The organism is Stenotrophomonas sp. FW305-C-20-S1, from assembly GCF_058783335.1.
Window position 1 is genome coordinate 1 of sequence record NZ_JBYTEK010000047.1, and the last position, 20439, is coordinate 20439.

The 20439-nt window shown below is 66.9% G+C and carries 14 protein-coding genes; 5 read left to right on the forward strand and 9 right to left on the reverse strand.

Annotated elements, in window-relative coordinates; genetic code table 11:
- Positions 1–92: 92 nt before the first annotated feature.
- The gene (locus tag AC3WTC_RS18500; protein WP_492712229.1) at positions 93–1313 is read left to right on the forward strand and encodes a multifunctional CCA addition/repair protein; all 1221 of its coding nucleotides are present in this window, start codon (positions 93–95) and stop codon (positions 1311–1313) included.
- Between the two features lie 57 nt (positions 1314–1370).
- On the opposite strand, the gene AC3WTC_RS18505 is transcribed toward AC3WTC_RS18500, so the two are convergent.
- From AC3WTC_RS18505 to AC3WTC_RS18515, 3 genes are read right to left on the reverse strand one after another with little or no spacing between them, the layout of a single operon-like run.
- Positions 1371–1805 carry an SseB family protein gene (locus AC3WTC_RS18505; RefSeq protein WP_025878675.1) on the reverse strand — a complete coding sequence of 145 codons (435 nt, stop codon included), beginning with the start codon at positions 1803–1805 and terminating at the stop codon, positions 1371–1373.
- A gap of 51 nt (positions 1806–1856) precedes the next feature.
- Positions 1857–2192: a hypothetical protein gene (locus AC3WTC_RS18510; RefSeq protein ID WP_208082316.1), complete on the reverse strand. Its 336-nt coding sequence runs from the start codon at positions 2190–2192 to the stop codon at positions 1857–1859.
- A 3-nt stretch (positions 2193–2195) separates the two neighbouring features.
- Complete coding sequence (locus AC3WTC_RS18515) at positions 2196–3236, reverse strand: S41 family peptidase (RefSeq protein WP_492712231.1); 1041 nt, start codon at positions 3234–3236, stop codon at positions 2196–2198.
- A gap of 372 nt (positions 3237–3608) precedes the next feature.
- Between AC3WTC_RS18515 and AC3WTC_RS18520 the strand changes: the two genes are divergently transcribed.
- Complete coding sequence (locus tag AC3WTC_RS18520) at positions 3609–4031, forward strand: hypothetical protein (RefSeq protein WP_140227675.1); 423 nt, start codon at positions 3609–3611, stop codon at positions 4029–4031.
- Between the two features lie 341 nt (positions 4032–4372).
- Here AC3WTC_RS18520 and AC3WTC_RS18525 read toward each other — a convergent pair whose 3' ends face one another.
- From AC3WTC_RS18525 to AC3WTC_RS18550, 6 genes are all read right to left on the reverse strand, one after another.
- Entirely contained in the window at positions 4373–7417 is a 3045-nt protein-coding gene (locus AC3WTC_RS18525) for an autotransporter family protein (protein ID WP_492712233.1), read from the reverse strand.
- 315 nt (positions 7418–7732) lie between these two features.
- Positions 7733–8800, reverse strand: a complete 1068-nt coding sequence (locus tag AC3WTC_RS18530; RefSeq protein ID WP_492712234.1) for an acyltransferase family protein — start codon at positions 8798–8800, stop codon at positions 7733–7735.
- 2 nt (positions 8801–8802) lie between these two features.
- Complete coding sequence (gene nagA / locus AC3WTC_RS18535; protein WP_492712236.1) at positions 8803–9951, reverse strand: N-acetylglucosamine-6-phosphate deacetylase; 1149 nt, start codon at positions 9949–9951, stop codon at positions 8803–8805.
- Positions 9951–10979: an SIS domain-containing protein gene (locus AC3WTC_RS18540; protein WP_492712238.1), complete on the reverse strand. Its 1029-nt coding sequence runs from the start codon at positions 10977–10979 to the stop codon at positions 9951–9953. Before AC3WTC_RS18540 ends, nagA begins: the two co-directional genes overlap by 1 nt.
- A 7-nt stretch (positions 10980–10986) precedes the next feature.
- A complete protein-coding gene (locus AC3WTC_RS18545; protein ID WP_025878684.1) occupies positions 10987–12054 on the reverse strand; it encodes a LacI family DNA-binding transcriptional regulator in 1068 nt (355 codons plus the stop codon).
- A 39-nt stretch (positions 12055–12093) separates the two neighbouring features.
- Positions 12094–13386, reverse strand: coding sequence for a sugar MFS transporter (locus AC3WTC_RS18550; RefSeq protein WP_025878685.1), 1293 nt, complete (start codon positions 13384–13386; stop codon positions 12094–12096).
- Between the two features lie 384 nt (positions 13387–13770).
- On the opposite strand from AC3WTC_RS18550, the gene AC3WTC_RS18555 reads away from it, so the two are divergent.
- The 3 genes from AC3WTC_RS18555 (at position 13771) to AC3WTC_RS18565 (ending at position 20063) form a co-directional block, all read left to right on the forward strand.
- On the forward strand, positions 13771–14787 hold the full coding sequence (locus tag AC3WTC_RS18555) for a glucokinase family protein (protein ID WP_093818013.1): 1017 nt from the start codon (positions 13771–13773) through the stop codon (positions 14785–14787).
- Positions 14788–14929: 142 nt separating this feature from the next.
- Positions 14930–17593: a TonB-dependent receptor gene (locus AC3WTC_RS18560; RefSeq protein WP_032975386.1), complete on the forward strand. Its 2664-nt coding sequence runs from the start codon at positions 14930–14932 to the stop codon at positions 17591–17593.
- Positions 17594–17705: 112 nt separating this feature from the next.
- Positions 17706–20063: a family 20 glycosylhydrolase gene (locus AC3WTC_RS18565; RefSeq protein WP_492712240.1), complete on the forward strand. Its 2358-nt coding sequence runs from the start codon at positions 17706–17708 to the stop codon at positions 20061–20063.
- Positions 20064–20439 lie beyond the last annotated feature (376 nt).

Consider the following 20439-nt stretch of genomic DNA (forward strand, 5'->3'; position numbering starts at 1 on the left):
CCCCCCCCCCCCCCCCCCCCCCCCCCCCCCCCCCCCCCCCCCCCCCCCCCCCCCCCCCCCCCCCCCCCCCGCTACCGTGCCATCATCCCCCCATGAAGATCTATCTTGTCGGCGGCGCCGTGCGCGACCGCCTGTTGCAGCGGCCTGCCGGCGACCGTGACTGGGTCGTCGTCGGCGCCACGCCCGCGCAGATGGAAGCGCAGGGCTACACCGCCGTCGGCCGTGATTTTCCCGTCTTCCTGCACCCGAAGACCGGCGAGGAATACGCGCTGGCCCGCACCGAACGCAAATCCGGCCGTGGCTACCGCGGCTTCGTGGTCGATGCCGATCCGGCGGTGACGCTGGAAGAAGACCTGCAGCGCCGCGACTTCACCATCAATGCCATCGCCTGCGATGAAGACAGCGGCGCGCTGGTCGATCCCTATGGCGGCGCGCGCGACATCGAGCAGCGCGTGCTGCGCCATGTCGGTCCCGCATTCGTTGAAGACCCGCTACGCGTGCTGCGTGCGGCGCGGTTCATGGCCCGCTTCGCCTCGCTCGGTTTCACCGTCGCGCCGGAAACCATGGCGCTGATGCGCGAGGTGGCCGCCAGTGGCGAGCTCGACGCGCTGGTACCGGAACGTGTGTGGCAGGAACTGCGCAAGGCATTGGTGTGCGAACGCCCATCGGCGTTCCTGCGGACCCTGCACGACGCGCACGCGCTTGGCCCGATACTGCCAGAGCTGGAAGCGCTGTACGGCGTACCGCAGCGCGCGGAATTCCATCCGGAAGTCGACACCGGCATCCACCAGGAAATGGTCAGCGACATGGCGGCGACGCTCGCGCCCGGTGATGACCTGGTCGGCTTCGCCGCACTGACCCACGACCTCGGCAAGGGCCTGACCCCGGCCGAGGAATGGCCGCGCCACATCATGCACGAGCAGCGCGGCATCAAACCGCTGAAAGCACTGTGCGCGCGCCTGAAGATTCCGACCGAGCACCAGCAACTGGCCGAGGCCGTCTGCCGCGAGCATCTGAACGTGCATCGCATCGACGAACTGCGCGATGCCACCGTGCTGGAACTGCTGGGCCGCTGCGATGCGTTGCGCCGGCCGGAGCGGGTGGCACGCATCGCGCTGTGCTGCGAGGCCGACAAGCGTGGCCGGCTCGGTTTCGAGGACAGCGACTACCCGCAGGGCGAAACACTCAAGCGCCTGCACCGGGCGGCGCTGTCAGTGCAGGCGCGGGACCTGGACACCACACACCTGAAAGGCCCGGCCATTGGTGAGGCGCTGGCCAAGGCGCGGGTGAAGGCGATCACCGCCGCCCGCTGATGCTTATCCGGCACTTTTACCGGTAGTGCCGGCCGCTGGCCGGCAACCACAGCGCTATCAGTGCGCCATCCCGCGGGTAATCGCCGCCGCGCGTTGCTTCAGCTGCTCCACCGCATCGGGGATCATCTCCATGCCCACGTCCAGGCCGGGGTTCAGCACCAGGCCGACGCCCTCACCGATGCCCGACAGCAGTGCATGCACCGCGATGGGCATGGCGTGGGCAAACTGCGGCAGCTGCTCGTGCCAGATCTCCGCGCGCTCGGGCGCGGTGAACACCGCAAACATCGGCTCGCCGCTTTCGCTGGTCAGCACCAGCGGCGAAATGCTCTCGTCCCAGGCGCCGTCTTCACCGATGGCCTTGTCCAGCAGCACGAACACCGGCGCGGTCAGCAGGCCGTCGAGGAACTGCGAGGCCGTGAGGGTTCCGTCCTGGGCCTGCAACAGGCGCACTTCCAGGTCGTTGGCGGGTTCGAACGGCGTTTCGTGGTCCATGGTGGGGTCCGACTGCGTGGCTACTGGCTGCAACTTTAGCAGCCCGCGTCTTCAAGCGACGTGTCCATGCCGCCACATCCACCCCGCCACCGCCAGCCCGGCCACCACCATCAGCATCACCGGCAGGCCAAAGCGGTGCCGGAACGGGATCGGTACCCCGCCCAGCTGCTGGTCCATGCTTTCGGTATCCAACACCCAGCCATGTTCGCAGCCGGTGCAGGCCAGCTCGTAGCGGCGCTGGTAGACGAAGCCGAACAGCAGGTCGATGCGCGCCATCCTGTAGCGCAGCTGCGGGGCGAATTCGGTTTCGGTCTGGCAGCGCAGGCAGTGGTGCGATTCGGTGGGGCCGACAATCAGCACCCGTTCGTGTTGGCCGATCAGCAGCAACGTTCAGCCCTCCTTGCAGGCGGGCTGGGCCAGCAGCCAGGCTTCGGCCGCCGCCACCGTGGCGGCATCGCCAGCGGTGGCCTGGTCCGGCGCGATCTTCCGCCCGTCGCCATTTCCATTGCGATCGCGCATGACGCTGGTGGTCAGCACCAACGCGCTGCCGTCCACCAGCCGGCGCACCACGTTGGCCGTCGATACACCTGCCGTGGGCTGTCCGAAACTGCGGGTCTGCGCCCGGCCTCGGAATGCCAGTACGGTCGCTTCGCCGGAACTGGCGGTGCGCGGGCCGGTCAACACCGCCACCGGCGCGCCAACCTGGCGGGGCAGATAGCCGGGCTGGCCGAAATCCAGGCGCGTCGCCTCGCCCATGCGCACGCCACTGGCAGTGGTCTGCCAGCGTACCGGACCGTCGGCGGTCTCGAATGAGCCCACATCCTCGATAGCCATCGCCGAGGTGCGCAGCAGCGGCGCAACGCCCAGCAGCATCGGCCACATGTTGCCGCCGGTGTTGTCGCGCAGGTCGACGATCCAGCCACAGCGAGGCGTGCTGTCCTTTTCACGGATGACGTTCTGCCAACGCACCGCACGCTGGATGTTCTGTTGCTGCAGCTGCTGCGGCGGCGCACCGGGGTCTGCCGCATAGCCCTCGATCAGCACCTGGCCGATACGCGGGTCACGTGCGCGAGTGGTGTCACTTTCGCTGCGGGCAGCGGCGGTGGCATTTTCGCGGGCGAAACGCTCCACGCGTTGCTGCTGTCGTTGCGGGGTCATCCAGCTGCCATGACCGCCTGAACTGCGACCGATGGCCTCGGCCAGGACGGTCCGGACCTTGGCCGGATCGCCCTGCGCATCCTTCAGCCGCGTGCGCGTAGCAAGCCAATCGACCCTGCCTCGGTAAAGCGCCTCGCGTTCAAGCATGTCCAGCAGCTGTTCCTGTGCGGCGGGTGATGGAATCTCGATGGCGTCGGCCGCAGTGGCAGCGGTCGTTGCCAGCAGCGCGGCGATGAGGAGCGCACGCCCCGGCAATCCTTTGCTGTTCCGCATCGACATCTCCCTGTCGTTGAATGAAGGCGAAGCATAACGCCTTGGCCGCCGCGCGGCGTGTCGCATCAGGCACGTCAGGATCGGACTGCGATTTACAACTTTGCCCATGTCGGCACGCTGGCAAACGCGCGAAGGTCGCTGTGCCGGCGCCACCTGCGCTGGCCGGGATTGGCGTCCTGAATCAATGAGCAAAGATGACCGATTGCCTCGATGCAGGCACTCGCGACAATGCACCACCTGCCGGTCCATGGCGGGCGGTGCGTGGGGACCCTTGGGTCCGTCGGCTTCTTCTTTGCTCTTGACCGGCACGCCAACCCGCACCGCCCGCCACCTTGCATCCCGCAGGTGGCCCAGCCCTGTGAGGTTGTTGTCATGACCACGCTCTACCCCACCTATCCGCGCCTGCACACATTGCTGGGTGATGCCCTGCCCGACCTGCAGCTGCCCAACGCCACCGCCGAAGCGCTGGAAGACGCGCTGGCCGAAGCCGATGAAGCTGCCCCCACGCCCGCCTTCTTCAAGCGGCTGCGCGACGTCACGCGCTGCCACGCCGCTGACGGCGAGCCGTGGACGGAACTGCGCATCACGCCGGCGCGGGCGCGCGATCTGGCCTGCACCACGCGCTGCCTGCTGGCGTTGTCGGCGCTGGGAGGTGTGCTGCTGGCGACGCAGGCAGCGCGTGAACTGGACGACGCGGAGGCGCAGTGCCCGCCGCTGACGGAGGAAGGGCTGCTGCATGCGGTACAGCTGCTGGCCGAACACGCGGGTGCGTTGCTGGGGCGTTCGCCGTTGTGATGCAGCGGCGTTGGGATTGCTTGATTGGTAGCCAGGGCGTGTCGACCGAGGTCGACACCTACCAGAGCGGGTCATGGCGCTGGAGGGATTCGTACCGACCTGGGTCGACACCCACCAGAGCGGGTCATGGCGCTGGAGGGATTCGTGCCGACCCAGGTCGACACCTACCAGAGCGGGTCATGCCGCTGGAGGGATTCGTGTCGACCGAGGTCGACACCTACCAGAGCGGATCATGGCGCCGGGGGGATTCGTGCCGACCTGGGTCGGCACCCACCAGAGCGGGTCATGGCGTCGGTTGGATTCGTGTCGACCAAGGTCGACACCCACCCAAGCGGAGGTCGTCACCAGTCCGCGCGCAGGCCGATGTTGCCTTCGATGATGCGGCGCTTGCCGTTGTCGCTGCCACCAACCTCGCGGGTGTAGTCGGCCACGGCATACGCGCTGATCGTGCGGTTGAAGCGCCCGACCACGCCGACACCGGCCTCCACAGCACGCGAGCGCTGCGAATTGATGATCGCGTCGCTGTCGAACAGGATGCGGTCCTCGCCCGAACGGCCATGCCAGTAGTTCAACTTGAAGTACGGCTGCCAGCCGTTGTCGGCCAACTGGTAATCGCCCGCCAGGCGCAGGCCGACGCGGCCGGTCCAGGCGTTGTCGTTGTCGAAGGAAACGGTGGACACCAGATCACGCTGGTCATCCAGTGAACTGCGCTGCCAGATCACCTGCAGCTGCGGTTCCAGCCACCACGATGACTGCCCGAACTGCAGCAGTGGCTTGCCCGCTTCCAGCGACAGCGTGGTGCCATCGCCCTTGAGGTCGATGCCCAGCCCGCGCGAGGAGCGCGTGCGGCCGTCGTAGCGGCTCTGCATCGCCACCGCGTCGATGTAGCCGCCGCTGCTGTCGGTCAACGTCCAGTACAGGCCCACGTGCTTGTCGTCCAACCGGCTCTGGCCGACCAACACGTTGTCCCAGCCCACCGCCAGGCCGGTGATCCTGCCATCGGCGCGGGTGCGGCCGACGAACACGCCGATCTGGTTGCGGTGGCTGTCACCGCTGGCAGCCCACACATCCAGGCCTGCCTGCACACCCATCACGTCACCATCGAAGCCGGGCCGTGCATCGCCTTTCCAGTGGATCTCGCTGCTCTGCCCGACCAGCCGTCCCCATGCCGTGCGGAAGGCGCCCTGGTTGTACAGCAGGCGCTGTTCGCCCTGGCGCTCATGGAAGGTCCCCAGGCTGGCCAGCGAGGTCTCGCGCAGCAGCGGTGGCACCACGGCGTAGGCCGCGGTCTCCAGGCGGTACAGCGGCACCAGGCCGTTCTCGTTCGGCGCGGCGGGCCTTGCCCCCGCACTGGGCGGCGGCGAACCGGTACCGGGCAGGCTGCCACCGGCCACCGGCACGTCCGGTACGGGTGGATCACTGGGCGGCGCTACGGGCGCAGGTTCCGGCGGCGGTGGCGGCGGTGCGGTCTCGCCTGCGGTCAGGTCCGGATCGATGGCACCCTCTGGCGGCGGTGGGGGTGCCGGGGGAATCGGCGGCGGTGGCGCCACCGGTGGCGTCGGCGGTGGCGGCGGCAGTACTTCGCCGCCGCCGTTCGGCGCGGGCGTCGGCCCGGCCGCCAATGTCGAACGCAGGTACCAGTTCTCGCCGGTGCCGGCGCTGACGCCGCCCTTGAACAGGAAGTACTCGTAGGCACCGGCCGAGACCGGTGCGAACAACGAGAACGCGCCTGGCGCGGTGGTTGCGCCGTTCAGCGCCTGCACCACCAGGATACCGTCGACCAGCGTGGCCGCTCCTCCGCCACCGGTGTTGATGATGCCAAGGCCGGTGCTGCCGGTGGCGGTGCCGCCATCAAAGACCAGGCGGTCGCTGGCTGAGTCGTCCGCACCCAGCACGGTCTGCAGGTACACGCCACCGCCGTCGCCGCGATAGTTGCCACGGATGGTGAAGGCATCGCCGGCGCCGCTGTTGTTGGTCAGATCAATGCGCCCGGCGTTGACCATGTTCACCAGCGCAGCTGTCGCGAACGGACGGATCGCATGGTTGCCGCCACCGCCGAACAGCGTGCTGGTCTCGTCCACGTTCAAGCTGCCGGTGCCGGTGGCACTGTCGCCCAGCACCAGGTCGCCATCGAAGGTGAGCTCGGTGCTGCTGGCCAGGCTGATCGCTTCCCAGTTCTGGAAGCGTCCGACGCCAGCGGTCTTGACGTTGTTGAAGCTGAGGCGATCGCTGCCGGTGCCACCATCGAACAGCGGTACAGCGCCCAGGTTGGCCTGGTTGAGATTGCCCAGGGTCGCGACGTCATCGTCGGGGCCCATGTCGATGGCGCCGTAGACAATGCCGCCGCCATTCCAGTTGAAGGTGTCGTTGCCGGTGCTCAGCAGCACCTGGCCACGCACCGTGCCACCGGTGATGGTGACGCTGTCGGCGCCGCCACTGACGCTGATGTTGCCGCCGATGTAGGCGTCGTTGGAGATGATGATGGTGTCGGTGTCGAAGCCGGTGACCACGTTGCCGTCGACGGTGCCGCCGGACATGTCCCACAGGTTCTTGTCCAGTTTCATGTTGACGCGGCCGATGCGGCCGCCGGTCATCCACGCCTGGTCGCCATCTTCGAACGCGCCGACGATGCGGCCACCGCTCATGCGGAAGGTGTCGATGTTGTCGCCCTGCTGCAGGGCGCCGATGGTGCCGCCGGTCATGACGAAATCATCGCGGCCACTGCCCTGCGTCACCAGCCCGGTGATGGTGCCGGCGTTGACGGTCAGCTGGTCATCGCCATTGCCCTGGTCGAGGCTGTCGATGGTGCCGCCGCTGAGCAGCAGCACGTCGTTGCCATCGCCCTGCTGCACGCCGCCGCTGATGCTGCCGGCCAGCATCTGCAGACGATCGTTGCCGGCACCGAACTGCACGCCGCTGCTGCCACTGATGGTGCCGCGGTTGACCAGTTCGCTGTCGCCGGCACCGCTGAACTGCAGTGCGATACCGCTGCCGGAACTGATGCTGCCGGTGTTGTCGACGCGGCTACCGCCGCCAAGCTGTACCGCGGTACCGCTCGCCGAGCTGATGGCACCGAGATTGGTGAGCACGTGCCCGCCAGCGCCGAGCAGGGAGACGGCGCTGCCCGCGCCGGCCTGCTGCAGCTGCGCGCCATTGCCAACATTCACGGTGATGCCTGCCGCGCCACTGGCGCTGATGGCTGCTGTCTCGGGATTGGGGGCGGTGCTGCTGCAGGTGACGGTCTGCCCGGCCACGGGAGCCGTCGCGTCGCAGCCGGCCCAGGCGGCAGGGGCGGACAGGGCGAGCAGCGAGGGCATCGCCAGGATCTGCAGCAGGGAAACGGTCAAGCGGCGCTGGCGGAACCCGCGCGGGACGACATGGGACATACAGCACTCCTGGGTCGGGGGATCAGGAACTGCGGATGCTCTGTACGACACTGCTGATGCAGTCTGCCCTGCCATGAATGGTTTCGATAGGTGAACTTATCGGCAGTCGGTCACGCTTTCGTTGTGAAACCGGGAGTAGTCACGCAGCCCGCATGTCGATGAACCGATTCATTTCCCATCGCCCGGATTTAACATCCACGCATGGCACAGCGGGCATGCCACACGTGGATAGCCATGGATCCACACCCGGATGGGCCACGCCCAGTAGATCCACGCCATGCGTGGATGGGCCGTTCTCCACGATGTTTGCCGCGCTCAGATCTTCAGATAAATGCGACGTCGGTCCAACCACCACGCCACGCCCCACCACAGCGCGACGAACGCCAACGCCTGCAGCATCGAGGCCAGCTCCAGCGCCTGTGGCATTGCTGCGGCCAACTGTTGCCAGACCCAACCCCAGGCGCCGGTGGCCAACAGGATCACCGACATCACCGAGGCACCCAGATAGGCGGTGATGGCATTGACGCCGAAGCGCCGGCCCAGTGCCGGCCATCCCTTGCGGTCGATCAGCAGGTGGCCCAGCCACAATGCCAGCGCGGCCAGGCCACCGGTCCACAGCACGTAGCTGGGCGTCCACAGCTGCTTGTTGAGCGGCAGTACGGTTGCCAGCAGCAGGCCAAGCACGGCGGTGACCGCACCCAGCGCGGCCAATGCACCGGCGCGGCCACTGCGCAGCAGGCCACCTGCCAGCAGGCCCAGCACGGTGCTGGCCAATGCGCCCAGACTGCTCAGCAATCCTTCCGGGTCATGGCCCAGACCGGTATCGGCCTGCCATTGGTAGATCCATGGCGCGAACAAGGTGGTATCCAGGCGACTGGCCGGGTTGGTCCACGGCGCCAGGTCACCCACGCCCAGCAGCAGCGCGGCGTAGCCCACCAGCAGCGTCACCAGCGCGGCCGCCTGCACGCGCGGGCGCGCATACACCGCCAGCACGCCCACCACGGCCGCGCACAGCGCAATCCGCTGCAGCACGCCCCAGATGCGGAAATGGTGCGTGTGCAGTGCCCACCACACCAGCAGGTGCAGCAGCACACCGGCAACGGCGATGCGCAGTGCGCGTTCCAGCACGCCACGTGCAAGTGCTGGCCGTGCGGCCGCATCCAGCGCGCGCGGTGCAACGCTGAAGGCCATCGACACGCCTACCAAGAACAGGAAGAACGGGAACACCAGGTCGGTCGGCGTGCAGCCGTGCCAGTCGGAATGGCGCAGCGGTGCGAACACCGCGCTCCAGTCGCCTGGGTTGTTGACCAGCAGCATCGCCGCCACGGTCATGCCGCGCAGGGCGTCGATCGAGCCCAACCGGCGTGGCGGCGCGCTGCTCATCGTCAGGACGCCTCGTACTGGCCGGCGATCCACGTACCACGCACCTGCAGCGCGTCGTCCAGCAGCACCAGGTCGGCCTGGTAGCCCTCGGCGATGTAACCCAGGCGATCATCGACATTGAGGAACTGCGCCGGATAGGTCGAGGCCATGCGCGCGGCTTCAGCCAGCGGCTGGCGCAGCAACTGCACGGTGTTGCGCACGGCGGTGGCCATGTCCAGCGCCGAACCGGCCAGCGAACCGGCCGCGTTGCGCACCACGCCGTCGATGGCAGTGATGGTTTCGCCATACAGCACGTAGCTCGGATCGTCGGCACCGACCGGCGGCATCGCGTCGGTCACCAGCAGCAGGCGGCCACGCGGCTTGGCCGCCAGCGCCACCCGCAGGCTGGCCGGATGCACGTGCACGCCATCGACGATGATGCCGATCCAGCTGTCGCGATCTTCCAGCGCCGCGCCGACTGCGCCGGGTTCGCGGCCCTGCAGCGGCGACATCGCGTTGTACAGATGGGTGAAGCCACGCACGCCGGCATCGAGGCCGGCACGGATCTCTTCATAGGTGCCGGCCGTGTGGCCAGCAGCGACGATCACACCGCGCTCGACCAGCGCGCGGATGGTCTCCAGCGGCACGCGCTCGGGCGCCAGGGTCAGCAGGGTCACGCCGTTGTCCAGCGACGACGCCAGTTCGATTTCCTGCTCGTCCGGCACGCGGAACTTGCTGGCATCGTGCGTGCCCTTGCGCGCCGGTGCGATGTACGGGCCTTCCAGGTGGATGCCGATCACGCCGGGCACGCCCTGTGCGATCGCCTGGCGCATCGCGCCGATCGCCTCGCGCATCACGACCACGTCGTCACTGATCAGGGTCGGCAGCATCGCCGTGGTGCCGAAGCGGCGATGCGCACGGGCAATCGTACGCAGCGACTCGACGTCGGGCGTGTTGTTGAACAGCGCGCCGCCACCGCCATTGACCTGTACATCGATGAAGCCGGGCAGCAGCCAGCCACCGCCCAGATCCACCTGCTCGTCGGCCGTACCCAGCTGCGGCGCCGCGTCGGGCAGCAGCGCGCTGATGTGGCCGTCTTCGATCACCACCGCAAGATCATCGCGGAACTCATCGCCGGCAAGAATGCGGGCATTGCGCAGGACGGTTGCCATCACACCGTCTCCGTCACCTTGTTCAGATGCGGCGGCAGATCCGGGTTGAAGCCGCGGCGCAGCGCCAGTGCATTGATCGCGCGATAGAAGCTCTGCACCGTCAGCAGCGGCGCGCACAGCGGATGCGGCGCGGCAGCGACCGGCAGGTTGCCGCCGGCACCGGCCAGCCACACCTTGGCGCCACGTGCGGTGAACTCTTCAGCCACGGCACGGGTACCGGCGCCGGTCTCATCGGGCTGGGCAAAGGCCAGCACCGGGAAGCCGCGATCGACCAGCGCCATCGGACCATGCTTGACCTCGGCCGAGCTGTAGGCCTCGGCATGCAGGCTGCAGGTTTCCTTGAACTTCAGCGCCGCTTCCTGCGCCGCGCCCAGGCCGAGGCCACGGCCGAGCACGAACAGGTTGTTGGCCTCCACCAGGCCATCGGTCACCGCGCTCCAGTCGCATTGCCAGGCCTCGCGCATGGCATCGGGCAGCAGGTCCAGAGCGTTGCGCAGCGCGCTGTCCTGCTTCCAGTACGCGGCCAGCTGCAGCAGCGCGGACAACGAAGCGAGGTAGCTCTTGGTCGCTGCCACGCTCTTCTCCACGCCGGCATGCAGCGGAATGACCGTATCGGCCAGTTGTGCCAGCGGAGAATCCTCGACGTTGACCAGCGCCACCACGCGCGCGCCAGCGGCCTTGGCCGCTTCGGCATTGCGCAGCAGGTCCGGGCTCTTGCCGGACTGCGAGATGACAATGAACAACGCACCGCGCAGCTGCAGCGGTGCCGCGTAGACCGAGCCCACCGATGGCGAGGCCGAGGCAACGACCAGGCCCAGCTGGGTTTCCAGCAGGTACTTGCCGTAGGTGGCGGCATGGTCGGAGCTGCCACGTGCGCAGGTCACCACGAACGGCGGCGGCGCAGCGCGCAGGCTGGCTGCCAGCGTCTCCATCACGGCGTGGTTGCGGGCGAACTGGCGGGCAACGACCTCGGCCGCTTCGGCAGCCTCGGCGAACATCAGGGTGGCGGGGGGATCGGACAGCGACATGGCAGGCTCAGGAAGGATCGGAAGGAAGGGGGCGCGCGGCGGCAGGACGCATCGGAGCAGTCGAGCCGCGCACCACCAGTTGCGGCACGAAGCCCTGGTTGTGCAGCGGCGCCGGCGCATCGTCGTAGGCATCGCTGCGCAGCTGTGCGATCAGCAGGCGCGCGGCATGGCGGGCGATGTCTTCGGTGGCCTGCTTGGCGGTGGTCAGCGGCGGCCACGACTGGCGCGAGAACGGACTGTCCTCGAAGCCGGCAATGGACAGGTCGTAGGGCACGTTCATGCCGGCCGACTTCGCTGCGGCCAGCACGCCGGCGGCGATTTCATCGTTGGAACCGAAGATGGCGGTGGGCGGTTCGCGCAGTGCCAGCAGGCGCCGCGCACCGCGGAAACCATCGTCGAAGGTGTAGTCGCCCTGCACCACCAGATGCTTGTCCACGGTCATGCCGTAGTCCTTCAGCGCGGCCTCGTAACCGGCGTAGCGTTCGCCCGAAGAACGGTGCGAGGTGCCACCCCAGAGGAAGCCGATGCGCTGGTGGCCCAGCTGGATCAGGTGCTCGGTGATTTCATAGGCGGCTTCGCGGTCGTCGACGAACACGCAGGCGCCATCAGCCGGATCTTCGGTGGCGGCGATGATCCGCACCAGCTTGATCCCGCGCGCGGTGAGCGCCTGGACCAGGTCGCGACGTTCGGACATCGGTGCGGTCAGCACCAGCCCGGCCAGGCGCGAGCGCTGCACCCAGTCGGCCAGTTCATCGGCCAGCAGCGGCGAACTGGAATCGCACGGATGGATCTGCAGGCCGAAGCCGGTTTCGCGGCAGGCCGCGAGCACGCCGTTCTGCACGCCGATGATGTGGTACGGGTTGGGGTTGTCGTACACCAGCCCGATCACGAAGGTGGTGCCGCTGCGCAGGTTGCGCGCCGACGGATCGGGTTCGTAGTCGAGCTCAGCAATGGCACGCAGCACCCGCGCACGGGTGGCCTGCATGACCGAGGGCTCGTTGTTGATCACCCGCGACACCGTCTTCAGCGAGACCTTGGCCTTTTCGGCAACGTCCTTGATGGTCGCTCTGCGCATCGGCTTTTCCTGGGGTTGGCTGCCGTCCATCATCGCCGATCAGACCTTGTCCTGCGGCAGGCCGACGCGATGGCCGACCACCGAGTAGAACAGGATGTACAGGTAGCAGGGCACCATCAGCAGCAGGAACACCAGCTGGAAGTCGATGTGCTGCTTGAGCACGGCAAACAGCTGCGGAATGATCGCGCCGCCGGCGATGCCCATGACCAGCAGCGCCGAACCGGTTTCGGTGAAGCGGCCCAGGCCACGGATCGCCAGCGGGAAGATCGCCGGCCACATCATCGCGTTGGCAAAGCCCAGCAGTGCCACGAAGGCGACCGACACATAGCCGTGGGTGAAGAAGGCGCCCAGGCAGAACAGCACGCCCAGTACCGCCGAGACGGTCAGGTAGCGCGACTGCGAGACCACTCGCGGGATCAACACCAGGCCGACCACGTAGCCGATGAGCATCGCAAACAGGGTGAACGCGGTGAACATCTTGGTCTGGTCCAGCGGCAGGTCGAAGCCATGACCGTAGGTACCGATGGCATCTCCGGCCATTACTTCCACGCCGACGTAGACGAACAGGCAGAGCACGCCCAGCCACAGATGCGGGAACTGGAAGATGCTGCTGCGCTCGGCCTTGCCTGGCACGCCGGCTGGAGTGGCATTGGCCTCGGAGGCCTTGATTTCGGGCAGCGGCGAGAACAATACCGCCACCGCCAGCAGCACCAGCAAACCGGCCATGGCCAGATACGGCGCGTGGATCTTGGCCGCGAACTGGTTGAGCAGCGTGGCCTTGGTGGCCGCATCGGCGGCCTGCACCTGGGCGTCGAGATCACCGATGCCATGCAGCACCAGAGTGCCGATCAATATCGGCGCAAGGATGCCAGCGATCTTGTTGCAGATGCCCATCATCGCGATGCGCCGTGCGGCGGTTTCGATCGGGCCGAGGATGGAGATGTACGGGTTGATCGCGGTCTGCAGCAGCGCAAGGCCGCTACCGATCACGAACAGGCCGCCCAGTGCACCGGGATACCAGCGCTGGGTGGCGAATTCACCGAACAGCGCCGCACCACCGGCCATCACCAGCAGGCTCAGGCTCAGGCCTTTTTTCATGCCGGTGCGGCGCAGGATCCACGACGCCGGCAGGGCCAGGAAGAAGTAGGACAGGTAGAACACCATCAGCACCAGGAAGGCGCCGACCTCGCTCAGCTCGAAGGCGAGTTTGACGAAGGTGATCAACGGGCCGTTGAGCCAGGTGAAGAAGCCGATCAGGAAGAACAGCACGCCGACGATGGCGATGGACGAGGCCACGTTCGGGCGTGCGCTTGCAGCGGGGACGGCTGACATCAGGAAGGCTCCTGCGGCGACGGCCGCAGAACACGGCGTCGGAGAGTGGCTGGGAACAACGTTGTCACATTCTTTCGATGGACAGCGACCGTTTGTCAACTTCCATGCGCGGGTCACCACACCTCATGTTGCACTGCGCAAGCGCGTTGCACGGCCATCCGCTGAATGCGCTTGGCCCTTGAAGCCCCTTGCTGCAACGGTTCCGCCCGGGATGCAGTACTCACGCCATGTAAACGTTTACGGCGATCTGCATTCGTTGCGGCGCAGCAACGAAAGTGTCACGAACTCGTTGACATCGTTGTCAACGCGGTTACAGACTCCGCCCAATCGCCGGCTCCATCGTTGCCCTTCCCGGGGCCGGCCCCACCTGCAGCAGGAGCCCGCGTGACCGCCAGCCATCCCGCCCCGGCCCATGTCCTGTCCCGCGTCGCGCCCTCGTTCCTGGCTGCCGACGTTGGCGGCACCCATGTGCGTGTCGCCCGGGTCCAGGCCAGCGGCGACGATGCCCATCCGGTGCAGGTGCTCGATTACCGCAAGTACCGCAACGCCGACCACGCCGGGCTCAGCGCGATCCTCGCCGACTTCCTGGCCGAAGGCCCACGCCCGTCGCATTGCGTGGTCGCCACCGCCGGCTACGCCCGCGAAGACGGCACGGTGATCACCGCCAACGTGCCGTGGCCGTTGTCGGCGCGGCAGATCGAGGCCGACGTCGGCCTGCAGCGGGTGCACATCGTCAACGACTTCGAAGCGGTGGCCTACGCAGCCGCGCAGGTCGATGCCAGCGGCGTGCTGCACCTGTGCGGCCCGGAAACGGCGCCGCGCGGCCCGACCCTGGTGGTCGGCCCCGGCACGGGCCTGGGCGCGGCGCTGTGGATTCCCACCGCCAACGGCCCGGTGGTGCTCGCCACCGAAGCCGGGCAGCCGACCCTGGCCGCCAGCACCGAACTGGAAATGGCGATCGTCCGCCATATGCAGCGCGACCGCGCGCACGTGTCGATCGAACATGCCCTTTCCGGTCCCGGCCTGATGAACCTGTACCGCGCGATCTGCGCGCTGCAGGGGCAGGCACCGGCGCTGGCCAGCCCCGATGCGGTCACCGCTGCGGCGATGTCCGGCACCGATCCGCTGGCACGGCAGGCGCTGGATGTGTTCTGCGGCCTGCTCGGCAGCACCATCGGCGACATGGCCCTGTTCTACGGCGCCCACGGCGGGGTGTACCTGGCCGGCGGGATCCTGCCGCAGATCCGCGAGTACCTGCGTACCAGCACCTTCGTCGAACGCTACCTGCAGAAGGGGCCGATGGGCGAGGCGCTGGCACGCATCCCGGTGAAGGTGGTCGAGCACGGACAGCTGGGCGTGATCGGCGCTGCCAGCTGGTACCTGCTCCACGCCGACGCCTGAACCTGCAATCGGCTTCAACGCAATCGCAGCACGCAGTACGTGGCACGCCAATGCCGGGACATCGCCGCCGCCCCGCGCACGTCATCGCAACCGCAATCCCATATCGCCGCCGGCATCCAATCGAGTGATGAGGAGAGACATCATGAATACCCGCAAGACCTTGCTTTCGGCCGCCATCGTCAGCTGCATCGCCTTCAGTGCGCACGCGCAGCAGGCCGCCCCGACCGCCACCGATCTGGACACCGTCACCGTTACCGGTATCCGCGGTTCGATGGAGAAGTCGCTGGACACCAAGCGCGAAGCCAATGCGCGCGTGGAAGTGGTCACCGCCGAAGACGTGGGCAAGCTGCCGGCGCACAACGTGGCCGATACCCTGCAGCGCCTGCCGGGCGTCAACATCAGCTCGTCCAGCGCCGATGAGGGCGGCTTCGACGAAGCCGACCGTGTCAGCCTGCGCGGCACCAGCCCCAGCCTCACCCAGACCCTGATCAACGGCCACACCGTCGGTTCGGCCGACTGGTTCGTGCTCAGCCAGGGCAACAACGTCGGCCGCAGCGTCAGCTACTCGCTGCTGCCGTCGGAACTGGTCAGCTCGGTGGAAGTGAACAAGTCCTCGCAGGCCAAGCTGCAGGACGGTGGCACCACCGGTACCGTCAACATCATCACCCGCAAGCCGCTGGAGTTCTCCAAGCAGTTCACCGCTGAAGGCTCGATCGGCATGGTGCGTTCGGACCAGGCCAAGTCGAACGACCCGCAGTACTCGGCATTGTTCAACTACAAGAACGAAGAAAACACCTTCGGCGTGATGGTGCAGGGCTTCAGCCAGAAGCGCGAACTGCGCCGTGAAGCGCAGGAAATTCCGGGTGGCTTCTTCCAGATCGGTCCCAAGGATCCGGTGGCCCTGACCAATCCGGACCTGATCGGCGTCAACGTTCCCGGCCTGCTGGGTTCGACCCTGTTCGAACAGACCCGCGAGCGCAAGGGCGGCCTGGTCTCGCTGCAGTTCAAGCCGACCGACACCCTCACCCTGGGCCTGAATGGTTTCAGCTCCGAGCTGAAGGCGAACAACTACAACCGCAACTTCATGATGTTCGGCAACAGCTTCGCCAAGGTGCAGGCGCCGAACCCGGGCTATGTGGTCAAGGATGGCGTGCTGACCAACGCCACCTACGCAGGCGTGCCGGGCACCAACTACGCGGTGTACGACATGATCTACCGCGAGTCGAAGGCCAAGTCGAGCTACGTCACCTTCGATGCCGACTGGCAGATCAGCGACAGCCTGACCGCCAAGTTCCAGGCCGGCAGCACCAAGGGCACCGGTGAGACCCCGCGCCAGTACATCGCCGAGGTCACCCTGGCCGGCGGCGGTGGCGCCAGCTGGGCCACGCACGGCAGCGGCTCGCCGATCGACTGGAACGTCGGCGGCGACCTCTCGCCCAACGGCGTCACCAGCTTCGGCACCTGGGGCAACCAGCAGGTCACCGCCGAAGACAAGGAGAAGTGGGCCACGCTCGACTTCAACCAGTACTTCAACGACGGCGGCGTGCTGAGCTCGCTCGATTTCGGTGTGCGCTTTGCCGATCACAAGCGCGAAGCGCTGTCGCCGGAAGGCGCCACCCCGGGTGACATCTGGAGTGCACTGAAGAACGGCGCCACCTCCAACTACCCGAACGGTTTTGCCGGCGATATCGGCGGCACCTTCCCGCGCAACATCTGGTACTTCACCCCCGGTGCGCTGAAGGAGGCGGTGACCAACAACTCCACCTGGCTGGCGGGCAACGACGGCCCGACCGGTCGCCACAACTACGGCGCCGAGTGGCGGGTGAAGGAAAAGAACTTCGCCGGCTACGTGCAGGCCAATTTCCGCGGTGACTGGTGGAGCGGCAACCTGGGCCTGCGCTACGTCAACATCAAGCAGGACATCGATACCTACAACGCCGTCAGCAATGCTGCCGATGCGGATGTCAGCAGCCTGTTCGGCATGTGGGAACGCATGGCCTTCCAGAACAAGCGCAACCGCGTGCTGCCCAGCGCCAACATCAAGTTCGACCTCGACGACAACCTCGTGCTGCGCGTGGCCGCGTCGCAGACCCAGACCCTGCCGGACTACTCGGCACTGGGCGCGTCCTCGTACGGTTCCGACCTGAACCGGACCGGCGGCGGCGGCAACCCGAACCTCAAGCCGACCCTGTCCACCAACCTGGATGCCAACCTGGAGTGGTACTTCATGCCGCGCGGCCTGTTGTCGATCGGCGCCTACCACATGGACCTGAAGGACTACATCGCCTTCGACGTCGTCTCGCGCCAGCTGTACAGCGAACTGACCAACCAGCTTGAGACCTACCAGATCTCCACCCCGATCAATGCCGACGGCAAGGTCACCGGCGTGGAAGTGGCCTACGAGCAGCCGATCGGCGAATACTTCGGCGTCAACGCCAACTACACCTACGCCAACGGCACGACCGCGCACACCTGGTCCGATGGTTCGCACAACCTGCTGGGCACTTCGAAGAACACCTACAACGTGGGCGCGTACTTCGAGAACGAGCGCTTCGGTGCACGGGTCAGCTATACCCACCGTTCCTCGTTCCTGATCAGCCTGTCGGGCACCAACCCGTACTACCAGGATGACTTCGGCACGCTGTCGGCGTCGCTGAGCTTCAAGGCCACCGACTGGCTGAGCATCAGCCTGGATGGCCTGAACCTCAACAACCCGACCTACAAGTACTACCAGACCGCGGCCATTCCGACCTCGTTCTACAGCAACGGTCGCCAGTACTACCTGAACTTCCGCTTCAAGTACTGATCCAGCGGCAGCCTCATCGCCGAGTCGTGCACGCACGCCGGGCCTGGGTCATTCCGGGCCCGGCGTTTTTCATGTATAGCGAACATCGCACCCGATCCAAGGAGTCCTTCCGATGACGAAGCCCACCCGCGCCAGGATGCGCAGCCTTCTGTTGCTGGGCAGCCTGCTGGCCGCCCTGCCTGTGCTGCCGGCACTGGCCGCCGATGCCCCGGCACTCGATACCGGCCCTGGCCCGCAGCTGCGCGCCGGCAGCCTGATGTTGATTCCCGCACCGGCCAACGTGCAGCGCGGCAACGGCGCGGGCATCACCGTGGGCGCCGCTACCGTGCTGCATGCCGATGGCGAAGCCGCACAGCGCGTGGCCGCACAGTTCGCCGACCTGCTGGCGCGCAGTGGTGGGCCGCGACTGGCCGTGGCCAACGGCAAGGCCGCCGCCAAGGGCAACAGCATCCGCTTCCAGATCGTGCCGACCTTCCGCGACAGCGGCGAGGGCTACACGCTGGAAAGCACCGCGCAGGGCGTGCTGGTGCAGGCCGGCAACGAGACCGGCCTGTTCTACGGCGCCACCACCCTGGCCCAGCTCGCCACCGGCGGCAGCAACGGCGTGCTGCCGGCCGTGCAGATCCAGGATGCGCCGCGCTTCAGCTGGCGTGGCTTCATGCTCGACTCGGCGCGGCACTTCCAGAGCCTGGACGAGATCAAGCGCGTGCTCGATGCGATGGCAGCGCACAAGCTCAACACCTTCCATTGGCACCTGACCGACGACCAGGGCTGGCGCATGGAGATCAAGCGCTACCCGAAGCTGACCGAAGTCGGCAGCTGCCGCCTTCCGGCCGGTGATGGCGGCATCGATCCGGTCAGTGGCAAGGAGCATCCGTACTGCGGCTTCTACACGCAGGACCAGATCCGCGAAGTGATCGCCTACGCCGCCAAGCTGCATATCCAGGTCATTCCGGAGATCGATGTACCCGGCCACGCCACCGCTGCCATCGCCGCCTATCCGGAACTGGGTACGATCGACACGCCGTTGAAGCCGTTGAGCGAATGGGGCGTGTTCCCGAACCTGTTCAACGTCGAGGACGGCACCGTTACCTTCCTGGAAAACGTGCTGGAAGAAGTGATCCAGCTGTTCCCGGCCAGGTATGTGCATGTGGGTGGCGACGAGGCGGTGAAGGACCAGTGGGAAGCATCAAAACAGGTGCAGCAGCGCATGCGCGCGCTCGGCATCAAGGATGAGATGGCCATGCAGAGCCACATCATCAAGCGCCTGGAAACCTTCCTGGAACAACACGACCGTCGCCTGATCGGCTGGGACGAAATCCTTGAGGGCGGCCTGCCGCCGCAGGCCACGGTAATGTCCTGGCGCGGCACCGAAGGCGGCCTTGCTGCGGCCAGCGCCGGCCACGATGTGGTGATGTCGCCGGTCAGCCACCTGTACCTGGATTACCTGCAGACGGCCTCGCCAAACGAACCGCCGGGCCGGCCGACGCAGGTGAACCTGGCCAAGCTCTACAACTACGAACCGGTGCCGGCCGAACTGGCCGCCGACAAGCGCGGGCACATCCTCGGCCTGCAGGCGAACATGTTCACCGAGCACACGCGCACCTACGCGCGTCTGCAGCACAACCTGTTCCCGCGCCTGGCCGCCGTGGCCGAGACCGGCTGGAGCACGCCGGAGCGTCGCGATTTCCGCGACTTCCTGGCCCGCCTGCCCTCGCAGCTGCAGCGCTATCGGGCCTGGGACCTTGCCTACGCGCAGACGCCGTTCGAAGTAGGCGTGGCCTACACCGATGACCGCGCGGCGAACACGGTGACCGTGTCGCTGGCCAATCCACTGGGCTATGAAGTGCGCTACAGCAGCGACGGCAAGCCGGTGACCGCGCAATCGCCGCTGTACCGGCAGCCACTGACGTCCACGCTGCCGGCGACGGTGCAGGCTGCCGCCTTCTACCAGGGCCAGCCGCTGGCTGCGAAGCCGACGGTGGCGGCGTACACCGCGCAGTCGCTGCTGTCGCGGCACAGCGAAGCACTGCGCAGCTGCGTCGGCGAGAAGGGCCTTGTCCTGCGCCTGGAAGATGATGGTCCGCGCGAAGGTGCGCGTGCGGTGTTCACCGTCGACATCTTCCAGCCGTGCTGGCGTTGGCCGCAGGCACAGCTGGATGGCATCGGCAGCGTGGAAGTGCGTGCAGGGCGCATTCCGTACTACTTCCAGCTGGCCCACGACGAGCCGAAGCGTCGCTTCGAAAAGGCCCGGAGCGCGCACGGCGAAATGCTGATCCGTCGCGGTGATTGCACCGGCAAGGTCCTGGCACAGGTGCCGCTGCCGGCGCAGACCGATGCCGACGGCTTCGTGACCCTGCGTGCGGCTTTGCCGAAGGGCACCTCGGGCACGGGCGATCTGTGCATCAACTTCACCGGCGACACGCGCCCGGCGATGTGGGTGCTGGATGAGGTGACGCTGGAGAAATAACGGCGGACACGCATGGCGTGGATCTACAGTAGAGCCAGGCCATGCCTGGCTGCCTTTGGTAGACGCCAACTTTGGTTGGCGCCGGCGAGATCCATCCACGCATGGCGTGGATCTACTGTAGAGCCAGGCCATGCCTGGCTGCCTTTGGTAGACGCCAACCTTGGTTAGCGCCGCCGAGATTCATCCACGCATGGCGTGGATCTACTGTAGAGCCAAGCCATGCCTGGCTGACTTTGGTAGACGCCAACCTTGGTTGGCGCCGGGAAGATTCATCCACGCATGGCGTGGATCTACTGTCGAGCCAGGCCATGCCTGGCTGCCTTTGGTAGACGCCAACCTTGGTTAGCGCCGCCGAGATTCATCCACGCATGGCGTG

Coding starts and splice junctions, on each gene's coding strand:
- AC3WTC_RS18500 (WP_492712229.1), top strand. CDS start 93: ATGAAGATCTATCTTGTCGGCGGCGCCGTGCGCGACCGCCTGTTGCAG.
- AC3WTC_RS18505 (WP_025878675.1), bottom strand. CDS start 1,805: ATGGACCACGAAACGCCGTTCGAACCCGCCAACGACCTGGAAGTGCGC.
- AC3WTC_RS18515 (WP_492712231.1), bottom strand. CDS start 3,236: ATGCGGAACAGCAAAGGATTGCCGGGGCGTGCGCTCCTCATCGCCGCG.
- AC3WTC_RS18520 (WP_140227675.1), top strand. CDS start 3,609: ATGACCACGCTCTACCCCACCTATCCGCGCCTGCACACATTGCTGGGT.
- AC3WTC_RS18525 (WP_492712233.1), bottom strand. CDS start 7,417: ATGTCCCATGTCGTCCCGCGCGGGTTCCGCCAGCGCCGCTTGACCGTT.
- AC3WTC_RS18530 (WP_492712234.1), bottom strand. CDS start 8,800: ATGAGCAGCGCGCCGCCACGCCGGTTGGGCTCGATCGACGCCCTGCGC.
- nagA (WP_492712236.1), bottom strand. CDS start 9,951: ATGGCAACCGTCCTGCGCAATGCCCGCATTCTTGCCGGCGATGAGTTC.
- AC3WTC_RS18540 (WP_492712238.1), bottom strand. CDS start 10,979: ATGTCGCTGTCCGATCCCCCCGCCACCCTGATGTTCGCCGAGGCTGCC.
- AC3WTC_RS18545 (WP_025878684.1), bottom strand. CDS start 12,054: ATGCGCAGAGCGACCATCAAGGACGTTGCCGAAAAGGCCAAGGTCTCG.
- AC3WTC_RS18550 (WP_025878685.1), bottom strand. CDS start 13,386: ATGTCAGCCGTCCCCGCTGCAAGCGCACGCCCGAACGTGGCCTCGTCC.
- AC3WTC_RS18560 (WP_032975386.1), top strand. CDS start 14,930: ATGAATACCCGCAAGACCTTGCTTTCGGCCGCCATCGTCAGCTGCATC.
- AC3WTC_RS18565 (WP_492712240.1), top strand. CDS start 17,706: ATGACGAAGCCCACCCGCGCCAGGATGCGCAGCCTTCTGTTGCTGGGC.